Raw genomic sequence first — 19,896 nt, 5'->3', positions numbered from 1 at the left:
GTCCGCTCAGCCGCCCGCATCGGCTGGGCCGCACCAACGGGTGACTTCGCGCAGGAGCCTCCGCGGGTCCCCGGGGCCGGCCCAGCCGATGTAGCCGTCCGGACGGATCAGCACGGTCTCGGCCAACCGGACTCCCCCCGAGGCCAGGGCGTTGACCGCCACGACGCGGCCGCCCCAGCCGGAGCGGACGCGCTCCGCGCAGCGGCCCGATGCGGTCTGGTCCAGTAGTACGAAGCGACGGCGGCGCAGCAGCTGGAAGACCGTGTGGGTGGCGCCGTCATAGTCTTGCAGCGTGAGGTCGGGGATGCGGGCCCCGGTGAGGCGGTGTTCCCCCTTGCCGCGCGGGTACCTTTGCGTCATCCCCGCGAACTGCTCGATGACCAGCGGCTGCAAAGCGCTGATCCCCATGAGCTGGGTGCCGAGCCAGCGCGCCCCGCGGGCCGCCGCGGAGCGCGACGTTTCGAACCGGAAGACCAGATCGGTCTTGCGGAGCGTCTCCTCGGCGATGGAACGGCGTTCCCGCTCATAGGATCCCAGAAGCCAGGGTTGCGCCCAGCCCGACAGCTCGGCGGCGAGCTTCCAGGCCAGGTTGGCGGCGTCGTGGATGCCCATCTGGAGCCCCTGCCCACCGGAGGGGATGTGGGTGTGCGCGGCGTCGCCCGCCAGGAACACCCTGCCGACCCGGTAGCGTGCGGACTGCCGTTGGTCGCTTCGGAAACGCGATGCCCACACAGGGTCGTGCAGGCCGAAGTCGACCCCGGCGATGGCCTCCAGGCTCTCCTCGAGTTCGGCGCGGGTGATCGGCACCTGGGGGGCGATCCCCATCCGCGCGTGGTCGAGGACGATGAGGCGGAAGACGCCGTTCCCGTAGGGGAAGATCGCCACGCTGCCCCGGCGCCCGGCGCGCCCGTAGACCGGCGGGCGGGGAGGGCGGTCCATCCGCACGTCGGCGACGATCACCGATTCGCGGTAGGAGCGGCCGACGAAGCGCACTCCGAGCAGGTCCCGTACGGTGCTGCGCACCCCGTCGCACCCCACGAGGTAGTCGGCGCTTTCGGTGCGCTCGCCTTCATCCGTCTCGACCTGGATCTGCACGCCGTCCGCGTCCTGGGCGAGACCGGTGACCGCGGCGCCGCGCAGGATCTCGGCCCCGGCGGCGACGGCCCGCTTCTCCAGGATCTCCTCGATCTTGGACTGGGGCATGACCAGGATGTAGGGGTAGCCGCCGCGCAGCAGCCCGTAGTCGAGGCTGCGCTGGCGTCCATCCCCGAGCGGGGCGAAGCGGTAGGGCAGGCCCTCGGTGACGAACCTGTCGGCGCAGCCGCGCATGTCCATCAGTTCCAGGGTGCGCGGCATCAGGCTGAAGGCGCGGGAGAGGGAAGAGGGTTCGCGGCGCCGTTCGAGCACCCGGCAGCTGACGCCGAGCTCGGCGAGCTCGGCGGCGAGCGCCAGGCCGGTGGGCCCGGCTCCCACGATCAGTACGGACGAGGTCGGCATGGTGCCTCCCGGGCTGTGGGGGTCAGGAGAGGTCGATCGAGGTTCGGATGTCGCCCCGCACCCACGGCGCGGGGGCCGCCGACGACGGCGGGAGGACCCTCATGGGCATCCCGTTCCTGGGCACCAGGGCCATGCGGTTGGCCCGGTCGATCCGGGTGCCGGGAACCAGGGACAAGCGGTGTCGCTGGAGCAGCATGCTCAGCACGATCGTGATCTCCAGCAGGGCGAAGTGCCGCCCGACGCAGTGGTGCGGCCCGGCCCCGAAAGGCAGGTACTCATAGACCGTGGGCCGCGCGGTCCGCCACCGCCCGGGGTCGAAGCGGGCCGCCCGGGGGAAGACCGCCGCGTTGCGGTGGGTCACATAGGGGCTGTAGAAGACCGTGGCGCCCGCCGGGATCCGGTAGCCCCCCAGCTCGCACTCCTCGGCCGCGTAGCGCATCGACAGCGGGGTGGGCGGCAGCAGGCGCAGGCTCTCCTTGAGGACCGCCTGGAGCAGTTCGAGCTTGGGCAGGTCCTCCTCATCCGGTGGCCGTCCACCGAGCACGCCGTCCAACTCGTCGCGCAGGTCGGCCAGCACCGTGGGGTGCTGGTCGAGCAGGAACAGGGTCCAGGTCAAGGCGGAGGCGCTGCTCTCATGGCAGAACGCCGTGTAGGCCTCGCTGACGATCTCGTCGTCGGTGAGCGCGGGGGCGTGCTCATCGCGCGCGGTGAGCATCGCGGAAAGCAGGTCGGAGCCCTCCGCGCCCTGTCTGCGGCGCTCCGCCATGATCTCCCGGATGGTCGCCTCGATCTCCTCGGCCAGGCGCATGGTCCGGCGGTAGGGGGTCCCGGGGAGGTCCCGCTGCAGGGCCAGGGTGGCCGGTGAGCCGGCCTGGGCGAGGAAGCGGCTCACCAACCGGCGCAGCCGGTCGGCGCGCCGCGGTGCTTCCACCCCGAACACGGTGCGCACCGCGATCTCGGTGATCAGCGCGGACATCCGCTGGTCGAGCCGGATCAGCGGCCGGTCCCGCCAGCGGCGCAGCTCGCGTTCGGTCAGTTCGATGACGGCCTCGCGGTGCCCGAGCACGCGCTGCTGGCGCAGCGGCGGCTGCATGATCTGGCGGTGCCGGCGGTGCTCGGCCCCGTTCAGCCTGGTCAGGCCGGCTCCGAGACGGTCGAAGGAGGAACCCGGCGGGGTTCGGAACTCCCGGAAGGAGTCGACCACGAACACGTCGGGCTGAGAGAAGACCTCCCGCAGGCGGTCAGGGGAGAACACGAAGACGTGGCGGGGGTCGCGCGGGTTCCATGCGCACAGGCCGCCGTGGCGCCGGGCCATCCTGGTCAGTGCCGCCGAGGGGTCGCGCAGCATGGACGCCGCCCGCAGCGGCCACGCTGCGGGCAGGAGCCCGGGGCCGGGAAGCCGGTCGGGTCCGTGCGCATCTCCACTCACCGCCATCAACGCCTCTCCTTCGTTCCGTGTCCAAACGGCCACCAGGTCGCGGCCTGCATATCGGCGATGCCGCACATATCCGCGCCTCCAGAAGACGTCCGCGCATTCCACTGATCGGCTCTGTTCTCAGAGAAGCAGGTGGCAGACGGATACAGGTGAAATCTTTCTCAAACCTGTCCATTCCCTGTCCAGAGAAAAACAGGTTCGGCCGTCTTGGACGATCGCGGTCGTAAGGTCTCGGTGGCTCGGACGGAACTCGCCTGTTGGCGCCGATGTCCGCGACCCGACACCACAAGGCCGTCCTGGAAGAGCTTCAGAGGGGCGTCGAGTTCGTTCTCTCTACTGCTCAGGCGTGTTATCGGAGGTGAAATGGATCGGCGTGAATCACCGAAGAGAAAGCCACCGAAGCAGCCTTTCCCGGGCGCGGATAGCGGGGAGTGGAAGCGGGCGACCGCACGCCAGGCCGCCCTGTGTACGCTGCACCAACTCGATCCGTCCACTCCAGGGCTGATGCTCTCAGTGGCATTCCGACTGCCTTGCGAAACCGATGTCGACGCGCTCAGAACATCGGTTCTCCGCCTGCTTCTGCGCTATCCGGTCCTGCGCTCGGTGTTCCGTCGCGGTGAATCAGGGTGGGAGGTGTACATACCGTCTCGCAACAGCGTTCCCGGTAATGGGCATTGGTCTGTGGAAACGTTTTCTCCCACCGCCCCGGAAAGCGAGGTGACGGAGGCGCTACGGCGATTCTGCCGTGTGGTTCCCTCCCTTGATTCCGGCGCGCTGTTCCGCGCTCACCTGGTCACCGGGGCTGGTGGTGTTTTCCTGGCGGTGGCGATCCACCATTGCGTGGTCGACCTGTGGTCCACGGGCCTCCTCGCATCTCTCCTCGGCCTGTTCTACGAGGAGGAGACCGGCGGGGAGCCGGCGCCGTTCCCCCTCTCCCGCCCGCAGGACGGCCAGGCCCGGGAGAGGGCGCGCCGTGGCCGCGAACGGTCGTTGCCCTACTGGACCGCGCTCTACGCCGACCCGACACCGCCGCTGCGGCTCACCTCCCCGCCGTTTCCGGGCTCCACCCCCGCCGACAGCCCCACGCTCGCCCGCGAAGCCGTCCACCTGCCCATCGACCTGGGCCCGGAGCGGACCAGCGCGCTGGCGGCCGCGGCCAAGGCGCATCACACCACCCGGCACACCCTGCTGTTCGCCGCCCAGGCCCTGGCCGCGGCCCGGGTGACCGGCGCGGAGCGCCTCCCCCTCACGATGCCGCAGCACCGCCGGTCCGCCTCGACGATGACGGTGGTCGACTTCGTCTCGTCCAATTACGTTCTCCCGCTTGACCTGCGGGGCGCCACCCCGGCGGAGATCATCCGCGCGGTCGGCGGCCGCATCCGCGAGGCCCGGGCCCATCAGTGGGTCGACTTCGACGAGTTGGCCCTGCACCACCGCGCGGACGTGGCGCACCTGCCGGAGCCGGAGCTCAGTCTGGTCGTCTACGAGCGGACCCCCGGCGCCCCGGACTCCACCGCCGGTGTGCTTCTGGGCACCGGGGCCCTGCGGTCCGGGCCGCTCACCCTCACCCCGGTGTTCGGGCTGCCCAGCGTGGGACCGCTCCCCATCGTCACCGCCCTCGCCGAACACGGAGGGCGCCTTGTGGGGCGCCTCGAATTCGACCCCCTCCGCTGCGCCCCGCACACCGCCGAGCGGCTGCGCGAGGAGCTGATCGAGGCCGTCGACGACCTCATCGGTCCCCCGCAGGCCACGATCAGGCGGGCGCGCGCCGCGGCCACGCCGCGGACCGGAGCGGCCCCGGCCACCGCGACGCCCGTCGAAGCGCTGACCCAGCGCGTCGCCGAAACGTGGGCGCAGACGCTCTCCCTGCCCACGGTGGGCCCAGACGACGACTTCTACACGCTGGGCGGACACTCCCTGCTGGCGGCCACCCTGGCGCGCGCGCTCTCGGTGGAGTTCGGCGTCGACGTCCGGCCCGGCGACGTGACGAACCACCCCTCTGTCCGTGAGCAGGCCCGGTTCATCGCCGGATGTCTCAGCGCCCCCGGAACGCGAAACGGCCCGGCGCCCGCCTCCGAGGCGATCCGTCCCATCCCCCGCCGCCCCCTGCACACCTTCGCCTCAGACGCCTCCCTCAGCAGCGAGACGGGAGACGCACGGTGACGGCCCCGCGCTCAGCGGACGCGCCCCGGCCGATCACCTCCCCACCGCGTAAGGAGACCCCTGTGACCGACCTTGTGAACAGCGGCCCGGTCGCCGTTCCGGCCTCGCCGGGGCAGCAGCGCCTGTGGTTCCTCGGCGAGCTCAACGCCGCCGCGACCCGCGCCTACAACGTCTGCGTCCGCATCGACCTGCGGGGAACGCTCGACCAGCGCGCCCTCCAGGCGGCGCTCAACACCGTCGTGGACCGGCACGAGGCGCTGCGCACCGGCCTGCGGACCGTCGAGGGCCGCCTGCTCCAAGTGATCGTCCCCAGCGCGGCGGTGACGTTGCGCAGTACCGACACCGACGCCGAAGACCTGCCCCGGCTGCTCGCCGGCGAGGCCCGCCGCGGATGGCACCTGGCCCGGCCGCCGCTGATGCGCGCCTTGCTCGCAAGGCTCGACCCCGCCCACCACGTGCTGGCGTTGTGCGTGCACCACGCGGTGTGCGACGGCCTGTCGTTGCAGATCGTGGCGGATGAGCTGTTGGCGGCCTACCGCGCGCACGCCGCCGGGCAGCCCCCCGCTCTGGCCGAGGTCGAGCTGCACTTCGCCGACTTCGTCGGGCACGCCTACCCCGAGCCGGCCGACGGCGCGCCCCCGGCGCGTAAGGCCGCCGAGAAGTACTGGGAGGAGACCCTCGCGGGAGCACCGCGGTCATTGGACCTGCCCACCGACAGGGCGCGTCCGGCCCAGCCCTCCTTCTCGGGCGGACAGGTCCCGGTGGCCGTTCCCGCCGGCCTCACCGCGGACCTGCGCGCGTGGGCCGCGCGCAACCGGACCACCTTGGCCGGCGTCTTCCTGGCCGCCTACGCCGCTGTGCTGAGCCGCAACGGCGGAACCGACGACCTGCTGATCGGCCTACCCGTGGCCAACCGCGACCGCCCCGAACTGGCGGGCGTCGTCGGCTACCTGGCCAACACCTGCCCGGTCCGCGCCGACCTGCGCGACGACCCGGATCTGGGCACCCTTGCCCGGCGGATGGGACGGGCCGTCACCGGCCTGCTCCCCCATGCCCATCTCCCCTTCTCCGACCTGGTGAAGTCGGTCGGAGCCGAACGGACGCTCGACCGCAACCCGCTGTTCCAGGTCATGCTGAGCCTTCAGCAGGAGGCCACGACCGAATACCGGCTCCCGGACCTCACCGCCGAGGTGTCCGAGGTCGCCTCCGGTACCGCTCGGCTGGACCTGGCCCTGTTCCTCGTCGAGAGCGCCTCCGGCGGGTGCCGCGGCGTTCTGGAGTACTCCGATGAGCTCTTCGAACGCTCCACCGCCGAACGGCTGGTCCGGCAGTTCCTGGTCCTGTTGGAGCGGCTGAGCGCCGAGGACCCCTCCCCGGTGTCGGTGCTGCCGCTGTCCCGGGCCGAGGAGGGACAGGAGTCCGCCCGCTCCGCCTCACCCCCGTCGGCCCCTGAGCGGGACCTGGAGCCCCATGCCGCCTACGCGCCCTGGCCGGCGGTGCTGCGCCGAGCCGAGAGCCGGCCCGACCTCACCGCGGTGGTGGCCGATGACGGGACGCTGACCTACCGCGAACTGGTGGCCGCCGTCCGCGAAACGGCCACCGCACTACAGGCCGCCGGCATCCGCCCGGGTGACCGGGTGGGGGTGCACTGCCACCGCGGACGCCGCACCGTGGTGGCCCTGCTGGCCTGCTGGTGCGCCTCGGCCGTCTACGTCCCGGTCGCCCCCGACCTGCCGGTGGCCCGCAGGACGGCCATGCTCACGCAGGCCGGAGTCCGTTCCGTCCTCTGCGACGCCCCGGACGAGGTCCCCCCGCCCTTCGCGAACGCGACCCTGCCCATCGCCCTGGCCGCCGACTCCGGCCCGGGACAGGACTTCCCCGGCGACCGGGCGCCGCAGGCCACAGCGCCCGCCTATGTGATGTTCACCTCGGGCACCACCGGGCGACCCAAACCGGTGCTGCTCTCACACGGCAACCTCGCCGTCTTCCTCGAGGGCCTGACCTCGCTGATCGGCCTGGCGGAGAAGGAGACGCTGCTCGCGCTCACCACCACGACCTTCGACATCTCCCTGCTGGAGCTCCTCGGCCCGCTCGTCACCGGCGGCACCGTGCACGTCGCGGGCGATGACGTGGCCGCCGACGGAGCCACCTTGGCCGCGCTGCTCTCCCGGCCGGGCGTGACCACGGCGCAGGCCACCCCCGCGGTCTGGCGGCTGGCCCTGGACGGCGGCTGGCGCCCGCCCGCCGGGTTTCGCATACTGTGCGGCGGCGAAGCCCTGCCCGCCGACCTCGCCGAGGAGCTGACGGCCACGGACGCCCAGGTGTGGAACCTGTACGGGCCCACCGAGACGACCATCTGGTCGTGCGCCGCTCGGCTGACCCCCGGCTCCCCCGTGACCATCGGCTCCCCCATCCCCGGCACGGCGGCGGTCGTGGTCGACACGGAGATGCGGCCGGTCCCCCCGGGAATCTGCGGGGAACTGCTGATCGGCGGCCGCGGGGTCGGTCTCGGCTACCCGGGCCACCCCGGCGCCACCGCCGAACGCTTCCTGCCCGACCCGTGGCGCCCGGGCCTTCTGTACCGCACCGGCGACATCGTGCGGCGGCGCCCCGACGGCCGGTTGGAGTTCGTCGGCCGCACCGACGACCAGGTCAAGGTCCGCGGCCACCGGTTGGAGCCGGCAGAGGTGGAGAGCGCCCTTCGCGGCGCCCCCGGAGTCGACGACTGCGCGGTCACCGTCGCCGGCCAGGGGGCCTCGGCGCGCGTCGTGGCCCACATCGTGCCGGCCCCGGGGGCCGCCGCCGACCAGGCGTGGGCGCGCACCGTCCGGGAGCACGCCGCGCAGACGCTGCCCGAGGCCGTCGTACCGGCCGAACTGTATGAGATCGACCGCGTGCCCCTCACCCCGCACGGCAAGGTGGACCGCCGCGCGCTCGCGGGGCTGGGACGCCGCATGGACCTGGGCGCCGAGTACACCGAGCCGCGCACCGAACTGGAGCGCCGCGTCGCCGATATCTGGCGCGACCTCCTCGGCACCGAGCGGGTCGGCGTGCACGACGACTTCTTCCTGGTCGGCGGCCACTCCATGCTCGCCGCGCAGCTGGTCCAGAGGATCGACGCCGAACTGGGGGTCCGCCTCCCCGTCAAACAGCTGTACCTGGAACCCACGGTGGACCGGATCGCCGCGGCGGTGGCGCGCGGTCAGGGACGCCTGGACGGCACGGGGTCGCGGGCGCAGGCGCCCGTGGGCGACGCCTCCCCCGACTGGGATTTCGTCCCGGGCGCAACGCCGTGGTTCGACGCAGAGCTGCACCGCGCTGTCGCCGACTTCGGTGCGACGGCCGCCCATCCGCTCTCCGTCGAGCAGCGTCGGGCGTGGCTGCTGGAGGATCTCGGGGGCGCCCAGGCCGGTGTGCGTGCCCGGTTCCGCCTGGAGGAGCCGCTGGACTTCGCCGAAGCGCAGCGGAACCTCGGGGCCCTGGTGGCCGCCGAGGAGGCGTTGCGCAGCGTCTTCACCGAGGTCGCCGGGGTTCCCGTGCGGCTGGTGCTGCCCACCGCCGACATCGCCCTGTTCCGGGGCGGCCCCGACGCGGCGGCCTTCGCGCACATCACCGAGGAGCCGTTCTCCACGTCCACGGGACCGCTCCTGCGGGCGGTCCTGAGCGAGGGCGGAACCGAGCTGCTGCTCGTGGGGCACCGGCTGCTCTTCGACGAGACCTCCCTGGAGCACATCGCGGCAGCGGTGTCCGGCGCCCCGCGGGCCGCCGCAGCGCGGCTCAGCACCGTGCTGGCCCAGCGGCGGGAGTGGTTGGCGGGCCACGAGGCGCGCGCGGAGGTGGCCGAGTGGGCCGCGCGGGAGCAGCGGCCCGCGGCGACCGAGATCCCGCCGCCCGTGGCGCGCCCCGCCGTCCGCGGAGCCCGCAGGTCCCACGCCGCCGTGGACCGTGCCGGCCTGCCGCTCCAGGCGGTCGACACCCGTCTGTTGACCGCCGCCGCCCTCGCCGCCTGGCACCTGGTCCTCATGCGGCACTGCGGGCTGCGCACCGCGCGCAGCGGGCTCTTCCGGCCGCGTCCCGACTCCTATGGTCCCCTGCTCGGGGCCCTGGACGAGATGCGTCCCGTGCAGACCTCGGCCGAGGGCGGCACGATCGCCGAGGTGCTGCGCGCCGCCCTGGCCGAGCTCGACCACACCGCCCCGCGTCCGCCGCTGGCCTACCTCCTCGAACGCCACCCGCCCAAGCGGGACCTGAGCCGGGCGCCGTCCTTCCAGACGCAGCTGCGCGTCGTCGACGCCCGCCCCCGTCCGCAGGGCGCCGGCCGAGGGCCGCGGCCCCTGCCCGAGGTCCCCTCGGCCACCGACGCCGATGTGGCGCTGCTCGTGCACGCGGACGCGGACGTGCTGCGCGTGCGGGCCGACTTCGACGCCGACCTGTACACCGAGGCGTTCGTCCGCGGAGTGCTGGACGCCTACCTGCTGGCCCTGGAGGCGGTGCTCCAGGGCCCGGCGCCGGAGGCGGGCGTGGAGGATCTGCCGCTGCTCGCCCCGCAGGAGCAAGAGCGGGTCCTGGCCGCCGGCCGGGGGCCGCGGCGGGAGCGGGGACCGGAGACGGTCGTCCACCTCATCGGCGAGCGGGCACGGACGACCCCCCAGGCGACGGCCGTCCGCTGCCGGGGCGCCGGCATCGACTACGCCACGCTGTGGGACCGCGCCTCCGTCGTGGCGGCGATCCTGGCCGAGGCCGGCGTGGCCCCGGGCGACCGGGTCGCCGTGATGATGCGGCGCACCCCCGACGCGCTGGCGGCGGCGATCGGGACCATGCGCGCCGGGGCGGTCCACGTCCCGATCGATCCCGCGCACCCCCGGCAGCGCGTCGAATACCTGTTGGACGACTGCGCCCCGCGCGTGGTGCTGACCGAGTCCGCGGCCACGGGGGGCTGGGAACCACCCGGCCGGGTGCTCCGGCTCGACCAGCTCACCGCGCGCCCCGCCGGCGGCGCCCCGTTCGAGGCCCGGCCGGAGGGCATCGCCTGCCTGATCTACACCTCGGGCAGCAGCGGCGCGCCCAAGGGGGTGGAGGTGCCCCACGCGGGCCTGCTGAACAACATCGCCTGGCGCCAGGAAACCTGGGGGCTCACCCGTGAGGACCGCGTCCTGCACAACCACGCCTTCACCTTCGACCCCTCGCTGTGGGCCCTGTTGTGGCCGCTGACCGCCGGCGCCGCCGTCGTCCTCGCCTCCGATGAGGAGATGGGCGACCCCGTGGGGCTGATCCGGCTGCTGCGCGACGAAGGCGTGTCCGTCCTGGGCGGGGTGCCGTCGCTGATCGGGGCCTTGGCGGAGCACCCGGCCGCCGGGGAGTGCAGCCGGATCCGCCTCGTGCTCACCGGGGGCGAGGCCCTTCCCGAGGCGCTCATCACCCGCGTCCGCGGGCGGTGGCTGGCCGAGGTCGCCCAGCTGTACGGGCCCACGGAGGCGACCATCGACGGTTCGGCCTACCGGATCCCCCTTGGGGCCGCCGAGGAACGGCTCCCCGCCCCCGTCCCCATCGGCGGGCCGCTGGCCAACACCCAGATCCACGTCGTCGACTCCGAGCTGAGGCCGGTCCCCGACGGGGTGGTCGGCGAGATCGTGCTCGGCGGTGCCGGGGTCGCCCGCGGCTACCACCGCCGCCCCGGCCTGACCGCGGAGCGGTTCCTGCCCGACCCGTTCGGCCCTATCCCGGGCGCGCGCCTCTACCGCACCGGCGACCTCGGCCGGAGACTGCCCGACGGCGCCGTCCAGTTCCTCGGCCGCGTCGACGACCAGGTCAAGGTCCGCGGGTACCGGGTGGAGCTGGGCGAGGTGGACGCGGCCCTGACCAGCCGCGCCGATATCCGGGAGGCGGCCTGCGTGGTGCTCGACGCGGGCAGCGCCTCGGCGCGGCTGGCCGCGGCCATCGTCGCCGAGGAGGAGGCGGGGCCGGCCGCGGAGGGCTTCCGCGCAGCGCTGCGCGCCTCCCTGCCCGCGCACATGGTGCCCGATGTGGTGGAAACCGTCTCGGAGCTGCCGCGGACCCCGCACGGAAAGGTGGACCGGGCGGCCATCGCCGCCCTGTTCTCGACGCCGACCACCTCGCCGGTGCGCACCGCACCGCGCGACGAGGTGGAGCGCGAGGTCGCCGACCTGTTCTGCGACGTCCTCGGCCTGGACGAGATCGACGTGCACACCGGTTTCTTCGAGGCCGGCGGGACCTCGATCAGCATCGCCCGGCTCACCTCGGTGCTGGTCGAGCGCCTGGGGGTGGAGATCCCGCTGCACGAGTTCTTCAAGGTGCCCACTGTGGCCGGTGTGGCCGAGGTGATCGGCATCTACCGCAAGGAGGGGATGGACGGCGTCTTGGCCCGCAAGCACTCGGCGACCCTGGAGGCCGACGGGCGGTTGGACGCCGGGGTGAGCCCCGACGGGCTCCCGCACGCGAACTGGACGGCGCCGAACCGGGTGCTCCTGACCGGCGCCACCGGCTACCTCGGGCTGCATCTGCTCGAAGAGCTCCTGCTCCGCACGGACGCGGAAGTCGTGTGCCTGTGCCGGGCGCGAGACGACGAGGCCGCGCAGCAGCGCATCGTCGAGGGCCTGCGCGGCTATGGCATCGATGTCGGCAGGCGCATCGAGCGGGTCCGCTGCCTGGCCGGCGACCTGGGCGAGCCCCGGCTCGGACTGGCGGAACAGAAGTGGAACGAGCTGGCCGAGACGGTCGATGCGATCTACCACAACGGGGCGCTGGTCAACTTCGTCTACCCCTACTCCGCGCTGAAGGAGCCCAACGTCGTCGGGACCCACCGCATCATCGAGCTCGCCTGCACCCGCACCTTGAAGGCGGTGCACTACGTCTCGACGATCGACACGCTCCTGGCCACCCACAGCCCTCGGCCGTTCCTGGAGAACGACGCGCCACTGCACTCCGCCGTCGGTGTGCCGGCCGGCTACACCGGGAGCAAGTGGGCGGCGGAGAAGGTCGTGAACATGGCGCGGGAGCGCGGCATCCCGGTGACCATCTTCCGCCCCGGCCTGATCATGGGCCACACGCGCTCGGGCGTGACCCAGACCACCGACTACCTGCTGGTGGCGCTGCGCGGCTATCTGGCCATGGGGGTCGTTCCCGACTTCCCGAGGATCCTCGACTCCGTGCCGGTGGACTACACCGCGCAGGCGATCGTGCACATCTCGCTGCAAAGCGATTCCCTGGGCGAGTTCTACCACGTGTTCAATCCGCGCCCCATTCCGACGCAGCAGTTCGCCGAGTGGGTCAGAACCTACGGCTATGAATTCGACACCGTCCCGTTCGAGGAAGGCCGACGGCGGGCCCTGGAAGTCGGCCCGGCCCACCCGCTCTACCCCATCGCCCCGCTGGTCCGAGACGCCTCCGTAGAGACCTACCGGGCCCTGGACCCCCGCTACATCCACGAGACCCGGCCCGAAGAGGAATGCGCGAACACCCTTCGCCAGCTGGCGGGGTCGGGAATCTCCTGCCCGCCCATCGACGAATCGATGGCGCATTCGATCCTTCGCTATCTGGAGGGGATCGGGTTCCTGCCGAGCCCCACCGGCGAGGGCTCCAGCGCGAACGGAAGGAGCCACTGATGGATTGGAGTCCGTCCCAGTCGGCCGACATCCCGTTCCATCTGGGAATCCCCGAAGAGCTGACCGCCCTGCCCCCGATCGGCCCGGTGCCAGACCTGGTCGCGCCGATCACCGAACGGACCGGCGCCATCGATGTCCGCGGTGATCTCTCCCTGTTCGCCGAGGCGATGCGGGCCGCGCGCAAGACGCTGCCCCTCCCCGCCCCCGAACCGGTCGAGGCGGACCCGAGGGAGTCGCAGGCCAACCGGGACAACGACGAGGCGTTCGGCATCGTCCGGGTGGCCGGACCGCCGCTGCTGCTGATGCTCGACGGTCTGCTCAAGGCCGCCGCCGGGGTGGTCGAGGCGGCGGCGGACTACGGGACGCGCATTCCCGCGGAGGAGTGGGCCGACCTGGTGCACGGCTTCGACACGGTGCTCGGCTGGCTCGGCGGGGACGACCGGCCGTCCTCTCCGCCGCCCCTGGCCTTCCCGCCCGAGGAGGGGCCGGAGTCCAACGCCGACGATGGCGTCCTCGTCCGGTGGGTGCGAGGCCACCACCTGTTCATGGCGATCTGCCAGGCGTGCGCGCTCGCCCTGGCCCACGCCCGCCAGGCGCAGCAGCGCGGAGCCCTGGCATCCGCCCGCACCGCCCTCGGGGTGGCCGCCGTGATGATGGGCAGCGGACGCGCCACGCTGCGCTTCGCCGCCGATGCCAGCCCGACCGACTACACCACGCGGATCCGTCCCACCCTCATGCCGCCCGTCGCCCCTCCGAGGATGAGCGGCCTGCACTGGCGGGACCACGAGGAGCTGATCCGTCAGATCCGAGCCGTGAGCCGTTCCTGGGCCCAGTTCGCCCGGCACGCCCCCGGGCAGGTGGAGGAGTTCGAGTCGGTCCTGGCGACCACCTACGACGCGCACCGCAACGTCTGCGCGCACTTCGTCGGCGAGGAGCCGAGCCTGCTCGCCTCCTCGGGGTCGCGCGGTCCGGCCTCCTTGTCGGGCCCCAGCGTGCTGGGCCGGCTGCGCCGCCAAAGGCTGTCGCTGCTGTCCTTGCCGCCGCGGGAGTGACCTGTCGCCGAAACCCGCCAGACCACCGTCGGCTCCGAAGAAGGAGAACGTCCATGCCCCCCATCGCCAAGGCACTGACCGGGGTCGGGCTGCCGCTGGCCCTTGTGGCCGGGGCGGCGGCGGCGATCCGGGCCATGCGCCCGCCCGCGCCGGTCACTGCCGAGGCTCCGCCCGACCACTTCTCGGCGGAGCGGGCGCAACGCCATCTGCACACGATCGCGCGGGAGCCGCGGCCCACCGGCTCCCCCGCCGCGGAGAAGGCCCGAGCCTACCTGGTCGAGGAGTTGACGCGGGCGGGATTCGACGTCCACGTGCAGGAGACCGTGGCCGCCGAGGGGTACGGCCGCATGCCCTACGGCCCCGCCAACCTGGCCGCCGGCAAGATCCACAACATCGTGGCCCGCCTGCCGGGAACGTCCCCCGGAGGCAAGGCGGTGCTCCTGACCAGCCACTACGACTCGGTCGCCCAGGGGCCCGGGGCCAGCGACGCCGGCGTCCCGGCCGCGGCGCTGGTCGAGGTCGCCCGCGCGTTGCAGAGCCGCGGTCCGGGCCGCAACGATGTCGTCATCGCCCTCACCGACGGCGAGGAACTGGGGCTCTTGGGCGCCAAAGCGCTCTTCGAGGAGGAGCCGTTGGCCCGGCGGGTCGGCGCGATGCTGAACTTCGAGGCGCGCGGCACCTCCGGCCCCGTCCTGATGTTCGAGACCGGGTCCGGCGAAGCGGACCTGGTGGCGGCCTTGACCCGCAGCGGCCTTCCCCATTTCGTCGATTCCCTGTTCGGCGAGGTGTACCGGCGCATCCCCAACAGCACCGACTTCGCCGTCGCGCGCGCGTGGGGGATTCCCGGACTCAACTTCGCCCACATCGGCGACTTCGCCTACTACCACACGCGCCTGGACGACATCGAACATGTCGATCCCGCCAGTCTGCAACACCACGGGGAGCTCGCACTCGCGCTCGCCGAGCGGCTGCGCAACACCGACCTGTCCGCTCTTGAGGAGCGGGAGTCGGCCTACTTCACCGTCGCCAACGGCGTGACCCTCTCCTATCCCCGGTGGGCGGCCGGCCCGCTGGCCGCCGCCGCGGCCGCGCTCTGGGCGGGGGCCCTCGCGCGCTGGATGCGAAGGTCCGGCATCTCGCCGCGCGACCTGTTGCGCGGGCAGGCGGCGCTGTGGGGGCGGCTGGCGGGAGGAGCGTTGGCCGCCCAGGGGCTGGTGTCCCTGCTGGGCCGGGTCCGCCCGGAGTTCCGCCGCCACGGCGACTTCTACCGCTCCGAGGAGCTGTTCGCCACGCTGGGGCTGCTCTCGATGGCCGGTGCGGCCACCCGCCGACCGGGCTTGGACGAGCTCCGGATGGCCTCGGCCGCGGTCCCGCTGGCCGCCGCGGCCCTGGGCTGCGCCCGGTGGCTGCCCGGCGCCGCGCATCTTCCCGCCCTGCCCCTGGTGGGCAGCGGGATCGCCCTGCTCACGGCCACCTCCCCGAGGTCGAGCGTCCGCCTCCTCGGGCAGGTGGCGGCGGCCGTCCCCGCCGTGGCGCTGCTCGCCCCGCGCGCCGCGCTCACCTACCAGGGGCTGACCCCCCGGATCGCCGTACCGGCCATGGCGCTGCTACAGCTGGGCGGAGAGCTCGCCGGACCGCTCATGTGGCGCCAGACCGGGAAGCGGACGCGGCGCCTGCTGCTGGGGACCTGCCTGACGGCCGCCGGCGCGCTGGCCCTACGCCAGTTCCGGTTGGCGCGCCCGACGCCGGACCGCCCCCACCCCTATGCGCTGATGTACCTGGTCGACACCGACCGGCGGCGGGCGTTCTGGCTGAGCACCGACGACGCGCCGGGGGAGGCCACCCGGCCGTTCCTGGGTGACCGCCCCGGCAAAGGCCCCCTCGACGTCTACTTCCCGGGGTGGAACAGGGACCTCCTGCACGCGCCGGCAGCCCTGCTGGAGCTGCCACCCCCCGTGCTCGACGTGGTCTCGGAGAAAACGCACGAGCACGGGCGGCGCGTGGTGGTCGACGTGTCCTCCCCCCGAGGAGCCCGCCAGATCTCGCTGGCCGTGCGTTCCGGCGCGGTGCGCTCCTGGTCACTGGTCGGGGGGCCGGCTTCCGTCCCCACCTCCCCCGCCGACGACGGGCCGTGGGAGTTGTGGCTGCACGCCGTCCCCGCCGAAGGTTTCCGCCTGGTGCTGGAGCTGACGCGCGAACCGGTGCTGCTGCGCGTGGCCGACCGCTCCGACGGCCTCCCTAACCCGGCCGGGGACGACCGCTTCCCCACGCCCGCGGGGAACCCCGCCCACACCCCCGCGGCCTGCCTCGACGTCGAGGGATGGTCCAACGGGACCCTGGCCGTCACGGAGAAGACCCTGTGAACCTCGCACGAAAGGAGCCCCCCATGTCCGCCTTCCTGTCGGACGACCCGGACTACCCCTGCACCGTGGTGGTGAACGAGGCCGGAGACCGCTCGCTGTGGCCGCGAAACCGCGACATCCCCCCGGGCTGGCGCGCCGCGGGTTTCTCCGGGACCAGGGCGCACTGCCTCGCCCACATCGAAGGGCTCCACGCCTCCGCCTCCGAGGTCTCCCCCTCCTGACATCGAAGTCGTGGCGAGACGGACCGTTCAAGCAACCAGGAGGCGAAATGCCGGACAGCACCGGCCGGGCCGACGATCGGCTGGTCGCACGCAGGCTCGACGCCGATGAGATCGCGGATTTCCACGACGTCGCCGCCGCCGTGTTCTTCAACCGCCCCGGCCCCCAGGAGCGCCGGCGCTACCTGGACCGGTTCGGCTCCGAGCGCTTCCACGGCGTCTTCCACCGTGAACGGCTGGTCGGCGGCGGGGGCGCGTTCGCTCGGACCATCACACTGCCCGGAGAGCGTCAGTGCCCGGCCGCGGCCATGACCGGCATGTCGATCACCGCCACCCACCGTCGCCGCGGCGGGCTCACCGCACTGGTACGCGCGCAGCTGGACGAGACCTACCGGCGCGGCGAGCAGCCCATCAGCATCCTGCTGGCCTCGGAAAGCGGCATCTACCGGCGGTTCGGTTATGGGATCGCCACGCGCCAGGCCCGGATCCGGGTGCCCGGCCGGGCGGCGTTTCGGCCGGGCCTGGACACCGACGGCCTGGTCGACGAGGTGGAGTGCGCGCCGGATGACCCCCGCCTGCTCCTGCCCTACACGGAGGTGTCCGCCCAGCGGACCGGGTGGCTGCAGCGCGACCACCGGCACTGGGCGCAGATCCTCGGCGCCGACGCCCCCGACGACCCTCCCCGGTTCGCCGTGCACCCGCAGGGGTACGCGGTGTACCGGGTCGCCCCGGCGTTCAACGACCTCGGCGCCGCCTGCACGGTCACGGTGGTGGAACTGGTCGCGGCCACCCCGCAGGCCTACCGGTCCCTGTGGCGTCACCTCCTCGACCTGGACCTGGTGGCCGAGATCGCGGTGGACTCGGTGGCGCCCGACGAACCCCTCCTCGACCTGCTCTCCGACCTGCGCGCGCCCCGGCCACAGCTCAGCGACAACCTCTGGGTGCGCGTGGTCGACCTGGAGCGCGCGCTCGGCGCCCGACGCTACGCCCGCCCCGTCGAGGCGGTGCTGGAGGTCACCGACCGCCTCTGTCCATGGAACCAGGGCCGGTGGCGCCTGAGGGTCGAATCGGACGGTACGGCGAACGCCCACCCCGTCACCGCCGCCCCCCACCTACGGATGGACATCGCCGACCTCGGCGCCCTCCTGTTGGGCGGCACCCGGCTGGGGACGCTGGCCGCGGCGGGCACGGTCGACATCGTCGATCGCGGCGTCGCCCGCGACCTGTCCGCCGCGTTCCTGGAGGACCGGGAACCGCACTGCCCGGAGATCTTCTAGCCCCGACGCCCCACGGCCCCTCTCCGAGGTGAGGAACATGCTTTTGGGACAGTCCTCGACAAGCCTGCACGGCAGACTCTGGCAGGTCGTGCGTGAGCGTCCGGACGCGGTGGCGGTCCGCGACGACTCGCGGGCGCTGACCTACGCCCGGCTGAAGCAGCGGGCGTCGGCCCTGGCCCGCGCGTTGCACGACGCCGGTGTGCCCCCCGGCGGCCTGGTGGGTCTGCGCCTGCCCCGCGGGGTGGACATCGCGGTGGGGATCATCGGCATCCTGGCGCACGGATCCGCCTACGTCCCGATCGATCCGCACTACCCGGAAGAACGGCAGACCTATATCGAGGAGGACGCCCGGCTCTCGACCATCGTGGAATGGGACGAGGACGGCGGTGCTCCCCGCGTGGCGCGCACCGGCCGGACCCCCCACGCGAAGGAGGAGATCGCCGAGGGGGCCGCCTACGTCATCTACACCTCCGGGTCCACCGGACACCCCAAGGGGGTGGTCGTCGGTCACCGCCAGGTCCTGGCGATGCTCGACGCGGCGCGCCCCCTCATCGCCCCCACGCCCGGTGACGTGTGGACGCTCTTCCACTCCCCCTCCTTCGACTTCAGCGTCTGGGAGCTGTGGGGAGCCCTGTTGAGCGGGGGCCGGCTGATCGTGGTCTCCAAAGAGAGGACGCACGACCCGGTGCGCTTCCTCGACCTGCTGCGGGCCGAAGGCGTCAGCGTCCTCAACCAGGTCCCCACCGAATTCGGCTACCTCGTGTCCGCCCTGGAGGGCGACCCCGCTCCGCTGCCCGCGCTGCGCCGCGTCTTCCTCGGCGGGGAGGCCGTGAACCTGGAGACCGTCGCCCGCTGGAAGCGGACCGGTGCCGCGCCGCAGGCCCGGATGTACAACCTCTACGGCCTCACCGAGACCGCGGTCGTCGTCAGCAGCTGCCCGCTCGACCCGCCACCCCCGAGCGCCGATCCCGGGCACACCCCCATCGGGCGGCCGCTGCCGCATCTGCGGGTCCGCCTCGTCGACGACACGCTGAAAGAGGTCCCCGAAGGGGAACCGGGCGAGCTCCTGGTGTCGGGGGCGGGGCTGGCGTCGGGCTACCTGAACCGGCCCGAGACCACGGCGCGGCGGTTCGTGACGGTCGACGGAGAGGCGGCCTACCGCACCGGCGACTGGGCGAGGCTGTACGGCGCCACGCTCTACTACCTCGGGCGCCGTGACCGCCAGGTCCAGCTGCGCGGCCACAGGATCGAGCTGGGGGAGATCGAGGCGGCCCTGCGCAGACATCCCGGGGTCGAGGAGTGCGCGGTGGTCGACGTCCTCAGCCCTCTGGGCGAGACCATGCTCGCGGCGCACTTCGTCGCGGCCGCGGAGAACGCACCCTCGGCGGGGGAACTCCGCGCCTTCCTCCAGGAACACCTCCCCCGGCAGATGGTCCCCGCGCTGTTCCGCCGGCAGCCGACCATGCCCATCAGCGGCACCGGGAAGACCGACCTGGAGGCACTGCGGAAAATGACCTGACCCCGTGCGCTCCACCAGAAGAGACGACCGTCCACTCGTCCGCGTCATGAAGGGAACCCGGTGATCACCTCCGAGATCTTCAGCCCGAAGCTCTACGAATACCTGGTCGAACACAGCACTCCGCCGGCCTCGGTGTTGCAGGAACTCGCCGCGGAGAACGAGCGCCGGCACCCGGACTCGGTCATCATGCAGATCAGTCCGGAGCAGGGCAGGTTCATGACGCTCCTCGCCCAGCTGTCCCACACCCGCGACATCATCGAGATCGGCACGTTCACGGGCTACTCGTCCCTGTGCCTGGCCCTTGGAATCCCGGACGACGGCACCATCTTGACCTGCGACATCAACGAAGAGTGGGCGTCGATGGCCCGCCGCTACTGGGAGAAGGCCGGCGTGGCGCACAAGATCACCTCGCGCATCGGCCCCGCGGTGGACACCCTGCGCGCGCTCCCCCGCGACCCGATGTTCGACATGGCCTTCATCGACGCCGACAAGCAGAGCTACATCGACTACTGGAACGAAATCGTCCCGCGCGTCCGCCCCGGCGGCCTCATCCTGGCCGACAACACCCTTTACGCGGGCGAGGTCATCGACCCCACCAAGACCTCCGACGCCGTCCAGGGCATCCGCGGCTTCAACGACCACGCCCTGGCCGACGAGCGGGTCGAACTGGTGCTGCTGTCCGTCGGCGACGGCCTCACCCTCGCCCGCAAGAAGAACTGACCCCGAAGGCCCCGGCGAAGACGCACTCCC

Annotated in this window: 10 protein-coding genes; 8 read left to right on the top strand and 2 right to left on the bottom strand. The window is 72.8% G+C overall.

Translation table 11 applies throughout. From position 1 onward, the window contains the following. Positions 1-6: 6 nt before the first annotated feature. Together ACYVHU_RS03725 and ACYVHU_RS03720 are read right to left on the bottom strand one after the other, a co-directional pair. Complete coding sequence (locus ACYVHU_RS03725) at positions 7-1,497, bottom strand: FAD-dependent monooxygenase (protein ID WP_078759798.1); 1,491 nt, start codon at positions 1,495-1,497, stop codon at positions 7-9. Between the two features lie 22 nt (positions 1,498-1,519). Beyond that, positions 1,520-2,932 carry a cytochrome P450 gene (locus ACYVHU_RS03720; RefSeq protein WP_432941441.1) on the bottom strand — a complete coding sequence of 471 codons (1,413 nt, stop codon included), beginning with the start codon at positions 2,930-2,932 and terminating at the stop codon, positions 1,520-1,522. A gap of 363 nt (positions 2,933-3,295) precedes the next feature. On the opposite strand from ACYVHU_RS03720, the gene ACYVHU_RS03715 reads away from it, so the two are divergent. From ACYVHU_RS03715 to ACYVHU_RS03680, 8 genes are all read left to right on the top strand, one after another. Next, on the top strand, positions 3,296-5,095 hold the full coding sequence (locus ACYVHU_RS03715; protein WP_078759800.1) for a condensation domain-containing protein: 1,800 nt from the start codon (positions 3,296-3,298) through the stop codon (positions 5,093-5,095). A 62-nt stretch (positions 5,096-5,157) separates the two neighbouring features. Next, positions 5,158-12,717, top strand: a complete 7,560-nt coding sequence (locus ACYVHU_RS03710) for a non-ribosomal peptide synthetase (protein WP_498947491.1) — start codon at positions 5,158-5,160, stop codon at positions 12,715-12,717. Continuing rightward, a complete protein-coding gene (locus tag ACYVHU_RS03705; protein WP_078759802.1) occupies positions 12,717-13,769 on the top strand; it encodes a 3-methyl-L-tyrosine peroxygenase-related protein in 1,053 nt (350 codons plus the stop codon). Before ACYVHU_RS03710 ends, ACYVHU_RS03705 begins: the two co-directional genes overlap by 1 nt. Positions 13,770-13,822: 53 nt before the next feature. Beyond that, positions 13,823-16,132: a M28 family peptidase gene (locus ACYVHU_RS03700; RefSeq protein WP_078759803.1), complete on the top strand. Its 2,310-nt coding sequence runs from the start codon at positions 13,823-13,825 to the stop codon at positions 16,130-16,132. A 23-nt stretch (positions 16,133-16,155) separates the two neighbouring features. Beyond that, the gene (locus tag ACYVHU_RS03695; RefSeq protein ID WP_078759804.1) at positions 16,156-16,353 is read left to right on the top strand and encodes an MbtH family protein; all 198 of its coding nucleotides are present in this window, start codon (positions 16,156-16,158) and stop codon (positions 16,351-16,353) included. A 47-nt stretch (positions 16,354-16,400) separates the two neighbouring features. Beyond that, a complete protein-coding gene (locus ACYVHU_RS03690) occupies positions 16,401-17,627 on the top strand; it encodes a GNAT family N-acetyltransferase (protein ID WP_078759805.1) in 1,227 nt (408 codons plus the stop codon). A 37-nt stretch (positions 17,628-17,664) separates the two neighbouring features. After that, positions 17,665-19,146 carry an amino acid adenylation domain-containing protein gene (locus ACYVHU_RS03685; RefSeq protein ID WP_432941449.1) on the top strand — a complete coding sequence of 494 codons (1,482 nt, stop codon included), beginning with the start codon at positions 17,665-17,667 and terminating at the stop codon, positions 19,144-19,146. Between the two features lie 60 nt (positions 19,147-19,206). Then, a complete protein-coding gene (locus tag ACYVHU_RS03680) occupies positions 19,207-19,866 on the top strand; it encodes an O-methyltransferase (RefSeq protein ID WP_432941452.1) in 660 nt (219 codons plus the stop codon). Positions 19,867-19,896 lie beyond the last annotated feature (30 nt).

The organism is Marinactinospora endophytica (assembly GCF_054780875.1).
Note: the sequence above shows the minus strand (reverse complement) of the source record. Positions and strands in the feature narration are given on the sequence as shown.